General features: G+C 35.4%; 13 protein-coding genes. 3 read left to right on the top strand and 10 right to left on the bottom strand.

The annotated features are described in order from the left end of the window. Positions 1-8 precede the first annotated feature (8 nt). Positions 9-1,127, top strand: coding sequence for a hypothetical protein (locus tag RM51_RS04485; RefSeq protein ID WP_039365579.1), 1,119 nt, complete (start codon positions 9-11; stop codon positions 1,125-1,127). A 136-nt stretch (positions 1,128-1,263) separates the two neighbouring features. On the opposite strand, the gene RM51_RS04480 is transcribed toward RM51_RS04485, so the two are convergent. Further along, complete coding sequence (locus RM51_RS04480) at positions 1,264-2,118, bottom strand: OmpA family protein (RefSeq protein ID WP_117590327.1); 855 nt, start codon at positions 2,116-2,118, stop codon at positions 1,264-1,266. An 819-nt stretch (positions 2,119-2,937) separates the two neighbouring features. Between RM51_RS04480 and RM51_RS19045 the strand changes: the two genes are divergently transcribed. Both RM51_RS19045 and RM51_RS04470 read left to right on the top strand, forming a co-directional pair. Beyond that, on the top strand, positions 2,938-4,242 hold the full coding sequence (locus RM51_RS19045) for a hypothetical protein (RefSeq protein ID WP_052248393.1): 1,305 nt from the start codon (positions 2,938-2,940) through the stop codon (positions 4,240-4,242). Positions 4,243-4,531: 289 nt separating this feature from the next. Beyond that, entirely contained in the window at positions 4,532-5,023 is a 492-nt protein-coding gene (locus tag RM51_RS04470) for a GNAT family N-acetyltransferase (RefSeq protein ID WP_052248392.1), read from the top strand. 274 nt (positions 5,024-5,297) lie between these two features. Here the strand turns inward: RM51_RS04470 and RM51_RS04465 are convergent, their stop codons facing one another. The 9 genes from RM51_RS04465 to RM51_RS04425 all read right to left on the bottom strand — a co-directional run bounded on the left by RM51_RS04465 (position 5,298) and on the right by RM51_RS04425 (position 12,711). Then, entirely contained in the window at positions 5,298-5,603 is a 306-nt protein-coding gene (locus RM51_RS04465) for a hypothetical protein (RefSeq protein WP_039365575.1), read from the bottom strand. 171 nt (positions 5,604-5,774) lie between these two features. Then, positions 5,775-7,094 (bottom strand): aspartate kinase, encoded by a 1,320-nt coding sequence (locus RM51_RS04460; RefSeq protein WP_039365573.1) that lies wholly within the window; start codon positions 7,092-7,094, stop codon positions 5,775-5,777. 415 nt (positions 7,095-7,509) lie between these two features. Next, complete coding sequence (locus RM51_RS04455) at positions 7,510-8,382, bottom strand: alpha/beta fold hydrolase (protein WP_039365571.1); 873 nt, start codon at positions 8,380-8,382, stop codon at positions 7,510-7,512. An 85-nt stretch (positions 8,383-8,467) separates the two neighbouring features. Beyond that, positions 8,468-8,956, bottom strand: a complete 489-nt coding sequence (locus tag RM51_RS04450) for a MaoC family dehydratase (protein ID WP_039365570.1) — start codon at positions 8,954-8,956, stop codon at positions 8,468-8,470. Between the two features lie 37 nt (positions 8,957-8,993). Next, positions 8,994-9,815 (bottom strand): alpha/beta fold hydrolase, encoded by an 822-nt coding sequence (locus RM51_RS04445; RefSeq protein ID WP_039365568.1) that lies wholly within the window; start codon positions 9,813-9,815, stop codon positions 8,994-8,996. A 165-nt stretch (positions 9,816-9,980) separates the two neighbouring features. After that, the gene (locus RM51_RS04440; RefSeq protein WP_039365567.1) at positions 9,981-10,496 is read right to left on the bottom strand and encodes a DsbA family protein; all 516 of its coding nucleotides are present in this window, start codon (positions 10,494-10,496) and stop codon (positions 9,981-9,983) included. Positions 10,497-10,502: 6 nt separating this feature from the next. Then, on the bottom strand, positions 10,503-10,961 hold the full coding sequence (locus tag RM51_RS04435; RefSeq protein ID WP_039365566.1) for a redoxin domain-containing protein: 459 nt from the start codon (positions 10,959-10,961) through the stop codon (positions 10,503-10,505). 14 nt (positions 10,962-10,975) lie between these two features. Beyond that, positions 10,976-11,659: a YoaK family protein gene (locus RM51_RS04430; protein ID WP_039365565.1), complete on the bottom strand. Its 684-nt coding sequence runs from the start codon at positions 11,657-11,659 to the stop codon at positions 10,976-10,978. A 5-nt stretch (positions 11,660-11,664) separates the two neighbouring features. Next, complete coding sequence (locus RM51_RS04425) at positions 11,665-12,711, bottom strand: cupin domain-containing protein (protein WP_039365564.1); 1,047 nt, start codon at positions 12,709-12,711, stop codon at positions 11,665-11,667. Positions 12,712-12,923: the final 212 nt, after the last annotated feature.

The raw sequence follows: 12,923 nt of genomic DNA, 5'->3' as shown, positions 1-12,923 counted from the left end.
AAAAATAAATGAAGATAACCCGACTACTGATTTTCCCTCTTTTTATTGCCAATTTCAGTTACGCCCAAACCATATTAATGGATAGTTTAGTTCAAAAAAACTATTCTACCTTTCAAAAAAACAATACCAATACTTTCGAAGGCAAAGGATGGATAACCCTACAGGATGAAATCAACAAAAACAATTCTGTGTTATTAGGTGAGGCGCATTTTACCAATGAAGTCCCTTACTTTACGAACGCCATCATCAATACGGTTAAGTTCGACAACTATATTCTGGAAGTTGACCCTTATACAATCAACACTATATCGACAAAAATTAAAACTTTATCTCCTGCTGAACTAGACAAATTCCGCAATGAATCTGGTTCGGCTTTATCTTTTTTACAAGGCGAAGCTGAGTTTGATTTATTCAAAAATATAATTCAGCATAATATCAAAGCATACGGAACAGAGCAAATTAGTTTATTTTCAGACCGATTATTATTTTCGGAATTGAGTAAACAGTCCAAAAATGCAAAAGCAAAAGAAATTTATGCGCAGTTGATCGCTAATTCCGCTGCTTATGATACAAAAAACAATACCACATTCTATTTGTTCTCAGATGATTTCCTGGCAAAAATGAACGCATTGAGCTCTCTCAATTTATCAGCCAATGAGAAAGAGCAGCTTGAAGCGCTAAAACTAAGCAGGAGTTTCTATTTAAATCGAATTCATCGGTTAAGAGTTCAATATATGAAACACCTGGTTTTTGAAAAACTCCCTGAATGGAAAGACAAAAAGAATCTTTTTAAATTTGGAGCTAATCACATGCCTAAAGGAGAGAGTTTGATGGAAGTATTCGATATTGGTAACCTGGTTTCTAATATTGAGGAAGCAAATTACCGAAATTCATTACACATCATGATCGTTGGAAAAGAAGAGGATGATAAATATAAATCTTTCTTATCCGTTATAAAAGATGACAATTGGTATGCTTATGATTTAAGACCTTTGAAACAAGCAATTTCTAAAAAGAAACTTAAAGTTGAGGATTTGGAACTGGATAGAATTATAAAAGGGTACGACTATTTGATTTTCATTCCAAACATTACCAAAACTCCAAAAAGAGGTAAGCAAGACCATTAATTCAAAGATATAGAAGGTTACGATTGAAAGTTTTCATCTACACTGAAAATAAATAAAAACCTACTGAATATCAGTAGGTTTTTTATTATCATAAATATTTTTCACTATTGCTATTTAAAACAAAAAGGAATAGTCATTAATTTGATTTCTCAGTCGGTGCTTGACCAATCAATTCCATGAATTGATCCAGTTTTGGAGTGATGATAATTTGCGTTCTTCTGTTTTTAGCACGTCCGGCTTCCGTATCATTGGCAACCAAAGGATTGTATTCTCCACGTCCTCCGGCGGTTAAACGGCTCGGATCAACGCCATATTTATTTTGAAGTTCCTGTACCACGGATGAAGCTCTTAAGGTACTTAAGTCCCAGTTGTTTCTTATGTTTTCTCGGGATATAGGGACGTTATCGGTATTCCCTTCAATAAGAACGTCATAATCTTTGTAATCTTTAATGATTTTTGCGATTTTAGTTAACGTAGCTCCTGCTACATCGCTTACGTGGTAATCTCCTGATTTATAAAGCATATTATCTGAAAGTGAGATATAAACAACGCCTTTAAGAACTTGTATATCAACATCTCTTAGTTCCTCTCTACTCAATGAACGCGTAAGGTTATTGGTAAGAACCATATTTAAAGAGTCACTTTTATTTTTGGTATTTACCAAATGCTGAATATATCTGTTAGACTCTTTAATCTCATCTACCAGCTTTGCAATATTAGCGCCTCCTTGTTTGCTTCCGGCTAAACAGTCAGCCAATAAGTTTTGTGAAGAACTTAATGTTTTTTGCAGTTGAAGATTAGATTTCTTTTCAGATTCAATGGCTTCTTCAAGGCTATTTATCCTTGTTTTTCCCGAAGCGAGTTCAGTTTTATATCTTACATTTTCTGAATTCGCAGCATCAAATCTCGATTGGAGTTCTGTATACTTTTTTGAACTTACACAGCTTGTTAAAGCCAATGCAATCACAATTAGAAAAATGGGTGATTTCATAATAATATGTTATTTGGGTTAGTATGTATGTGAATGAACGGTAAAGGCCATACATGACAAAAAAATATTCCTATGAAGAGGCAGACTCTAATTCATACAACATTCAAATCAAATGAATTAGGAATATTGTAATGATGTAATTATAGTATAAAGGTACTTGATTTTTTTTGAAAAATACTTCAATTTAGTATGATAAACATCAAGATATTGAAATGATTTACTATAGATTTGAAAAAATAAATACATTTTATTTGATAAAAATTTAATGGTTTTATGTCCATTTTTTTACGACTATACTCATTGTACATATCATAGGAATAGGGCAGATTATTACTTCATGGAAATAAATGAAATCGGTTATTATAATGAGCTTTTCGTTCAATTATTTTATTGCCTTATCATTTTTTAATATTCTTAATTTTGATTTAAAATATTAAATAAAAATTAACTTAAATAATATATTTTACTAACTTATTTTTAGATTTAATTTTTTATTTTAATTATTATTAATGAATAAAATTGAATTAAATATAGTAATTGATTTATTTTTTCACTACATTTGGATAAAATTAACTAATCAGATAATCAGTGTATTAAATTTTTATGGTGATAAAAATGATCACATAAAATTTAATTTCGACCCTTAACAATAATTTAATATATAACTATTATAATTAGATTATTTGTATTTTCTTATAAGGATACGCAGAGTATATATTTTTCTTCTGGATCATAAAAATATAAAAGTTACATTTTCTCATAATATTAAGATTTCCCCTCAAAATAAAAACTTAATAATAACCCAAATGCACAAAAATTATGAAAAACAAAGTAACGTTGTTGGCATGTTTCATGCTGACGGTAATCATCAAAGCCCAAGTAGGTGTTAATACGCCCAATCCGCAGGGAGTCCTGCATGTAGATGGGGCAAAAGATAACCCTTCTACCGGAGTTCCCTCTACTACACAACAAGCAAATGACTTTACCATTACCTCTACCGGAGCTACCGGGATTGGAACGACATCTCCGGATGCTTCTTCGATGCTGGACATCGTTTCAACCAACAAAGGGATGCTTGTTCCAAGGGTAAACTTAACCTCTTCTACCTTCCAGCTGAGTGCTGCTGCCAATGCGACAGGATTATTAGTCTATAACAGTGGGAGTACTCTTTCACAAGGTTATTACTTTTGGAATGGAAGCGAATGGAGAGCCTTAATATCCGCAACATCTACACCGCCTTCTATTTCTACTTTGGAATGTGCCGGAGCTACCTTAAGTCCGTCCAGTTATATTTCAGGGACGCCTTATGCAGGAATTGTGAAAATTCCTTATACCGGAGGAAATGGAGGAAAATACAGCCCGGGAGTTTCGGTGACTTCTAATGGCTTAACACTTATTCTGCAGGAAGGATTACTTGAAGCGGGGAATGGAGAATTAACCTTTGCTATCACAGGAACTCCAACTGTAAGTTCTCCAACCACCACCTCTTTTACAATTGATAATACGGTAATCCCTTTCTATTCCGGGACATGTACCATTACTATAGGGCAGCAACAGCTTGCAGAAGTGAAGAATATTGCCGTAATGGGGCCTTTGGTTGCCACTTCAGATAATGGAAGAAACGGATATGCGCTCTCAATCACCACTCCTGACGGTAAATTTTCCGTAAGAACCTTTATTCCGGAAGGAGTTGCCTTTTCACAAGTGAATTTGCAAATACGAAATAACAGCAGTGCGAATGTTGAAGTGATTTCAAACGGACACTATTTATGGAGCGGAGCAGGAGGGTACCAACACAATCAGCTTAGACTTCCTCCTAATGCCTGGGCTGGTGATAATGCGACATCAAGTGCGAGTCTCATCGACGCTACTACAGGAGCAAGAATTCAGACCGGATCTACCAACCCATTTTGGGGAGATCCTGAAACCTATGCCGGAGGAATGCCGGAACAGCGTCTATATTCTTGGACGACGAATGATGGAAATGAAAAGGTATTCTATAAACTGTATTATATGATGGGTTCTTCATCTCCTGCCAGTGTAGGAAATACAACAACATGCCCTTCAGGAACATGTAGTACCACTAAAGCATTCTTTATGATCGATCAAATAATGGCACCATAGAACACAAATCTTTATATATTCTATTGAGGGAGTCTTTTCGGCTTCCTCAATTCCCCCAAATAATAGAGGCTAAAGCAATCAGTTGCTTACAGCATTCAACAAAAACTAATAATTCAATATATACCATAAAGCAGGAAGAGCATTTTTTCTTCCTGCTTTTCTCTTTTATCCGGTCAATATGTGATGTCTGAATGGAGTTCAGCCAGGAATAGCGTAGAATAACCGATTTTAAATCGGGAAATTATCTTATATTTCGTTTGGTTATCCATCAAACTTCTCAATCAACGCTATGGAAATAAAATCATTAAGCAATATCAGTTCAGACGTATTATTCGATACTTTTCAAAAAGCCTTCGCAGCCTATGAAATGCAGTTGAAAAAAGAAGAGCTTCTGGAGATGTTGAAACGTCGTGGCTTTACTCCCGAATTATCTTTTGCCGCTTTCGATGGCGATGTGATGGTTTCTTTTACATTTAACGGAATTGATACTTTTAATGGAGTTCAGACTGCCTATGATACCGGTACGGGAACACTGAAAGAATATCAGGGAAAAGGATTAGCTACTCAGGTTTTTAATCATTCCATTCCCTATTTAAAAAAAGCGGGCGTTGAAGAATATGTCTTGGAAGTATTGCAGCACAATACAAGTGCCGTATCTGTATATACAAAGATCGGTTTCGAGATTGTACGCGAGTTCTATTACTTTAGAAAAAAAGCTGAGGAAATAAAAAATACGGTCAAGACTGATGGAGCAGAGATTGAATGTAAATCTTTGCGTTAAAAAAAATGAGTGATCGCAATCTCAACGCAAAGTTTTAATAGTAAAAATAGATGATTTTAAGGGAGCAAAGATTGGCGACAAAGTCGCTGATGAAGCAAGCTTCTTAAGAATCAATGAAGTTGATTCCATTCTTTGCTCTCTTATTACATTCAGAATTGGATATAAATCTTTGCGTTAAAAGAATAGGGGTGCTTGAATAAGGATATTTTCAGCTAGTTCAATAGAAAAAGTAATATAAAAACTTGAGTCTTTAAACTTTGTATTTGTTTCTATTCTAAGAATAAACATTGGTGATTATTCCATTTGCAATAATCCCGGAGTTATCGGAAATTTCAAAATCCATTCCGGTGTATAATTTATCCAGAAATGAATCTGCGTTAATCAATGCAATATCAAGGGTAGCAGAGTCACCTGGGAAAATAAGGTCTTCTTCTTCAAAAATATGAACACCAATATAAGTTTGTAATTCAAAAGGAAATTGAAAAGCTGCACGAAATCCGGTTGATATAGGACTTACCAATCCTCCTTTTTCAGTGGAATAGTAATTAATGAGCGCTTTAAAGTGTGAAGGTTGTTTCATAATATTTAGAAAGCGCAAATCTAGAAAAGAATTTTTAAAGTTTTGAACATTTGAAATTCATTTACGTGAAGTGATTTAAAAAAGTAAGAGATTAAATCAAAAAATCACTTTTAAATCCAATAGATAGATTTGCAAAGTGATTTTTGATATCAAATTAAAAGGATAACTTCCTTAGAATAATCTGTTGTGTAAAGATCTTAACCCCTCAATTTTATGAATGGAAGGAATCAATAATGATATATTATTTTCACTTCCTCCGTAAGAGATCATTCTGATAGGAATATGTTTTACAGCTTCTGAAACTACAGTGGCATATCCGTGATTGTTTTTTCTGAAATCGCCGACAATACAAATAATAGATTGGTCATTATCGATTTCTACCGTCGAAAACAGTTCCAGTTCTTTTACGATTTCAGAAAGAGAGCCTGTTTCGTCAATAGTAAGCGAAACCGCGACTTCAGAAGTAGTGATCATATCAATAGGAGTTTTGAAACGCTCAAAAATTTCAAAAACCTTTCTTAAAAAGCCATAAGCCATTAACATTCTCGAAGATTGGATACGAATAGCGGTAATCCCATCTTTAGCGGCAATCGCTACAATCTGATTTTGATTGGTTGTTTCTCCTGAAATCAGTGTTCCTTGGGCAGTAGGATTCATCGTATCTAATAATCTTACGGGAACATTGTATTTTCTTGCAGGGAAAACACTTTGTGGATGCAAAATTTTGGCTCCGAAGTAAGAAAGTTCTGCCGCTTCATCAAAGCTAAGTTTGGCAATAGACTTTGTATTCTGAACATATCTCGGATCATTATTATGGAATCCGTCAATATCTGTCCAGATCTGAACTTCTTCCACTTGTAACGCTGCACCTACTAATGAAGCGGTATAATCTGAACCTCCTCTTCGTAAATTGTCAATTTCCCCTTGAGCATTTTTGCAGATATATCCTTGGGTAATAAATAGTTTTTCTTCAGGATATTTTGAGATTTCCTGGCTTAAATGTTCTCGAATATATTCAACATCGGGTTCGTTGTTTTCATCAATCAACATAAATTCCAATGCGGGTAGTAATACGGAAGGAACTTCAATTTCTTTTAAATGTAAATGAAATAGGGTAGTAGAAATGATCTCTCCCTGAGCCAAGATGATTCGTTCGGCAGCTAATGTGAAATTCTTATTTTTAAATTGGTAAAACAGATCAAATATTTTATCAATAAATGTCAACGCTTCTGCAATCCCTTCTTCTGTTTTGAATAATTGATGAACAAACTTTTTGTATTGTTCGTAAAGTGCATCAATGTGTGCATGTGCAGCTTCAATATCTTTTTTTGCATATAATGCAGACAAAGCTACCAGATCATTGGTAGTTCCGGATACCGCAGATAAAACAACCAAATGTTTTTCTGCTTGCTGAGAATTGATAATAGGTAATAACTGCTCGATTCTTTCCGGGCTTCCTACTGAAGTCCCTCCAAATTTTAAAACTTTCATAAATATTTAAAAATGTTAATTATTAAAACAAAAAAAGGAGCTTGTCGTGATGACAAGCTCCTGATGTATTTGATTTCTAACCAAAGGAAAATGACTCACGACGTTTGACGTAAGTACTGTTTCTTTCCCTTTTTTAAGTTAGATAGTATCATTTCTTTTTTTGCTGGGCAAATATAGATAATAAAATGGATATTTTTGATTTTTTTTCATTAATCCAGATTAATTTTAATCATTTTGATGAATATTTTTATTTCAATGTACTAGCTAATGTAAAGCTAGAAAGACTATTACTGAGTGTATATTGCTTTTACTCATTAGGTTGGGCCTTAACGATTTTATCGTAATTGGTATATAAACAATACTTTTCTGGTGAAAATCTATTTTATTTTAAAACTAAGACAAAGTCTGTAAGTTATTAGCCTGCCCAACCTTGTAAAAATTCTAAAAGCAAAGCATTTACCTCTTCCGGACGTTCTTCATGAGGAAGGTGTCCGCATCGTTCGATAGGTACTGCTTTTAAATTACTAGCCATTTCTGCCCAAACTTTAGGCATGTCAAACATCTTACCCACAGCGCCAAAGTCTGCTCCCCACAGCGCTAATGTTGGACAATTTATTTTGACATCAGCATCTTCTTTATCTTGTTCTACGTCAACGGCATTGGCTCGATAGTCAGCCATAGCGCCACGTACTGCGCCCGGAGAACGGTAAGCTCTCACATAAGTGTCAAATGCTTCCCCAGAAATAGTTGCTGGATCATAAGTCCAATCAGAGAAAAACCAACGCAACCATTGTTCTTCTTTCCCCGAAATAAGAACTTCAGGTAAATCGGGAACAAGATGAAAGAGAAAGAACCAATAGGCTTTTGCTATTTCAGCATTTAAATCCCGAGCGACGATACGGGTGGGTACATTATCCATTACAACAAGCCTGTCAACACGTTCAGGATAATCTTTGGCAAATCGGGTTGCAACACGAGCGCCACGATCATGTCCTATGAGGGAAATTTTTTCAATCCCTAGCTTATCCAGCAAAGCAGCAAGATCTTTTGCCATATTTCTTTTGTCATAGCCTGTTGCGGGTTTTTCTGTCTCACCGTAACCACGAAGATCTGGAGCTATCACACGGTATTTTTTACTAAGTACCGGGATCTGATGTCTCCATGCATAATTCGTTTCAGGGAAACCGTGAAGAAGTACAACGGGGGCTCCTTCTCCGGCATCGATATAGTTTTGGCGAATACCGTTTGCATAAATGGTATGATTGGTACCCAATCTATTATTTTCCATTTTTATTATATAAATAATTAAACTTTTTACCAAAAAGGTTGTCGTTAGAAGCGACAACCCTTTGATAAATTTATACTGAATGAAATTATCTCTTTAGCAGATATTTATGTTGCCCTTCAAGTACCAATTCAGATTTTTGATTATATACCGTTACTTTTGTTGTTACAATTCCCTGATTATCTTTTGGAGTTAGGTCTGTTATTGTAAGTGATGAGTATAAGGTATCACCTGAATGTACTTCTTTCAAAAAGTTGCAAGACAGTTCTAAAAAAGCGATGAAAATGTTTCCAAAATAATGAGGAAGCAAAGTAGCACCAGGAGCGGTAAATGCCAATACTTGCAACCCATGAACTACCGGAGCTTCATGCCCAAATCTTTTGGCATACTCAACATCATAATGAATAGGGTGGTTATCACAAGACACCGTTTGAAAGGCAGAGGCATGTGCATCTGTTAATGTTCTGCTTGGAGCTCTGAAAACTTCTCCTACCACAAGTTCGTCAAAACTGCGAAGAGGAACAATAGCAAAGTCGTCCGGATTGAATGTAGATTCTTGAGTATTTGAATTTTCCATCTATAAAATTATTTAAAATAGAGTGTTATTCTTTAATCTATCCTTCAATAAATTCCAAAAGATCTTTGTTAATTGTTTCGTGCTCTGTAGTTGGCATTCCGTGAGGGAAACCAGGATAGGTAATCAGTTTTCCGTTTTTCAAAAGTTTTGCAGATTTTATAGCGGAGTTTTGGATAGGCACGATCTGATCATCTTCACCGTGAAGAACCAATACAGGAATATCAACAGATTTCAGGTCTTCAGTAAAGTCAGTTTCAGAGAACGCTTTAATTCCATCATAATGTGCTACGATTCCGCCCATTAATCCTTGTCTCCACCAGTTTTTCTGGATTCCTTCTTTTACTACTGCACCTTCTCTGTTGTATCCATAGAAAGGAACTGTTAAATCAAGATAAAATTGGTTTCTGTTATTTAAAGTCTGATCTCTGATGTTGTCGAAAACTTCGATTGGCACTCCATCAGGATTGGTTTCGCTTTTCACCATAATTGGAGGAACTGCACTGATTAAAACCGCTTTTTTTGCTCTTCCTTTAGCGTATTTGTTAACATAACGAATGACTTCACCACCACCTGTTGAGTGACCGATGTGGATAACGTCTGTCAATCCTAGAAAATCAACCAGTTCAGCTGCATCAGAAGCGTATTGTTCGATGGTATGATTGTAAATATTCTGGCTAGAGCGTCCGTGACCTCTTCTGTCGTGTGCAATTACTCTGTATCCTCTCTGTAAGAAGAAAATTACCTGTGCATCCCAGTCATCAGATGATAAAGGCCATCCGTGGTGAAACATCAATACTGGTCCTTGTCCTTGATCTTTGTAAAAAATTTCTGTTCCGTCTTTTAATGTTAATGTGCTCATGTTTTTAGATTTTTAATGTTTGTAATTAATATTTTGTTGAATATGTTATGTCTGAATTGTTTAACAAATGTAGTAAGGTTAGATTCAATCCATCTTAACCTAAGTTAAAATCGTATATGTTAATAAAAATTTATTTTTGTTTAATTTGGGCGGTGTAATATTCGCCTAGTTTGTATTTTCTCTTATCAATTGGAGTAAATCTGTTGCACCTCCATTGAATTTTTTATCGTTTATAAAGAAAGAAGGGGTTCCGTTTACTCCGCTGATCACGCCGCTTTCAAAATCTGAATCTACTTTTTCTTCCAATTCAGCTTTTTGTATATCTTCTTTAAATTGAGAAATATCTAAGCCTATTGCTTCTGCCAGTTCGAATAAGTATAATTCATTCAGGTTTTGCTGATTTTCATAAATGGCATCGTGCATTTCCCAGAATTTGCCCTGTAAATTAGCTGCTTCTGCTGCAATGGCTGCAGGTTTTGCATAAGGATGCATTTCTGATAACGGAAAGTTTCTGAAAACAAATTGTACCTGACTTCCGAATTCTCTCATTAATTCTTTCAGCACAGGATAAGCTGCTCCGCAATAGGGACATTGATAGTCGCCGTACTCTACAATGACCAGATCAGCATTTTCATTGCCTTGAGTATGATCATTTTTGTTGACTGATGGTTTTAGTGACATAATTATTTAGTTTTTTAAATTTTCTAACGCTTCTAGAATTCCGTCTGCTCCGGGATTGATAGCCGTTGGAGAAAGATAGCTCCATTGGATGATCCCTTCTTTATTAATGACAAATAAAGCTCGTTTGCATTCTCCTTCTTCATCGTCATAAACGCCATATTTCTTGGCAGTTTCCCCTTTGGCTTCGAAGTCTGCAAGTAAAGGAAAGTGAAGGTTTCGGGATTGTGAAAATGCCAGGTGACACCATTTGCTATCTACAGATATTCCGAAAATTTCTGCATCATACTTTTTGAAAAATTTCAACATTTCATTATACAAAGCCATTTGATCACTACAAACCGGGCTCCAGTCTGCGGGATAGAATGCCAGTATCACGTTTTTACCTTTGAATTCAGATAAAGTAATTTTTTGATCAGGAGTTGCAAACAATGTAAAATCGGGAGCAACAGTATCTTTCTGTAACATAAGGTTTAGTTTTTTTATTTTTTTGTGCTGGTAATTAATCTATTACAAGTTAGTAATAAAACTGCAGGTATGATTAATATCCAGTTTTTTAATACCTGAAGTAGAATAGGAGAGATGGCTGCTCCTGATAAAAAACCGATCCATAAAAGTAAAAGATGAATAGCATTGGCTTTAGATTCTTTCCTTTCATGTTCATCATTACTCATTGTGAATATCGCAGTATTTTTAGCAAGACTGTTCAAAGTTCCTGTTACAAAATCAGTGTTCACTTTCAGATCTCCTACCGAAGTCACGATCGTATTCATCATTCCCATGGCAAAACTGATGAGGGCAACGGAAGGGATAATAGCAATTTGATGATAATACCATATTACAGAATAGAGCATCAGGATTATGGAAACAATGTAAATGGGAATAGTTTTTATTTTACATTTTTCCCACATTGACAAGCAGGTTCCTGCATAAATTCCGATAACAAAACTTGTAATGACAGTTAATGAAGTGATGATAACTTCTGATTTCTCACTGAAAAAAGCGGTTCCTAATTGTGTAGTATTTCCACTCATAAAGGAAACATAGGTTTTCCATTGTATCAATCCTGTTGCATCTGTATATCCTGCAATAAAGGCTAAGAATATTGCCAATTTCTCCTGTATTCTAATCTGTTTGGAAGACAGAAGAGATTTCTCCGCTATCAAAACCTTTATTTTTCAGGTTGAATGAAGACTTTCTTCGCTGGAAATTTTTCAATTTCACCTTCTTTCAACCCAAAATTAGTTATTACGACATCCTTTGGATTTCCGGCTAACCATTCGCTTAAATCAATAGATTCGTAGACTCCGCTGTTGAATCCTATCAAGACTTTGCAAACAGTATCACCTGTATTTTTAATATAATGTCCGGCTCCCATCGGAACATATCCGACATCTCCTGCGTTAAACTGTTCTGTAACAATAGTTCCTTCTGCTAAGAACACCGACATTTCTGCCTGACCGGAAATAAAATACTGCCATTCATCTGCATTCGGATGCCAATGCATTTCTCTTAAAGCTCCCGGTTGCAATTCCAAAACAGAACCTGCCATTGTCTTGCTGATCGGAAATTCTTTACTGGTGACCAATCTTTGCAAACCTCCTCCGGGAATAATTCTTGGCTGTTGAGAATGTAAAGGATAGCGATGTAGATTAGTGAGTTCAATATCTGATTCTTCAGGACGTGCAGTGGCATTGAAAGATAATTCATCAGGAACAATTCCTGCGGCAAAATAAGCTTCTTTTTGAGGTAATGCGGCTACTTCTTCAAGGGTTAATCCTAAATTCTGAGCGACAATTTCCGGAGGAACACTCGAAACAAAATCTGTAACACTGAACGTGTGATCTTCAGAGAAATTTCCATTATCAAAAATCAAAATGAAATGGCATTCTTCTGTTCCTGTTGCCTGAATAGAGTGTCCGTATCCTTTTGGGAAATACCATACATCTCCGGGTTCAAAATTATCTGTATAGCTTTTTCCGTCAGGATGAATGATGGTTGTACGTACCGTTCCGGAAATCACATAGGCCCATTCTGCAGCATTGGCATGCCAATGAAGTTCTCTCATGCTTCCAGGCTGCAATCTCATTGAAACTCCGGCAATACCTATAGAAGCAGGGAAGTCTTTTACAGATGCTCCTCTTGTTGTCCCTCCATCATTAGTGCGGGGTTCTTTTTTTTCTAATTCATATTTGAAACTAAGTAATTCGGTGTTCATACTATTTTTTTTTAGATTAATAAAAGTTTGTCTTTATTTCTATTGTAAAGCTACTCCTGAATCAGCGGATTTTCAGATCTCATTCGATGAATGGGCAAAATGAGTCGTTGAGTTTTAAGATGAAATAGTCAGAGAAATTTGAATGGTTTCTGCATTGAAGTAAAAGTGTTTTTCAAACAGGATTTTTTAGCCAATATAAAAGTTATTTAATC

Source organism: Chryseobacterium taiwanense (assembly GCF_000813825.1).
GTDB lineage: Bacteria > Bacteroidota > Bacteroidia > Flavobacteriales > Weeksellaceae > Chryseobacterium > Chryseobacterium taiwanense.
The sequence above is the reverse complement of the archived record's forward strand: the minus strand, read 5'-3'. Positions and strand labels throughout refer to the sequence as shown.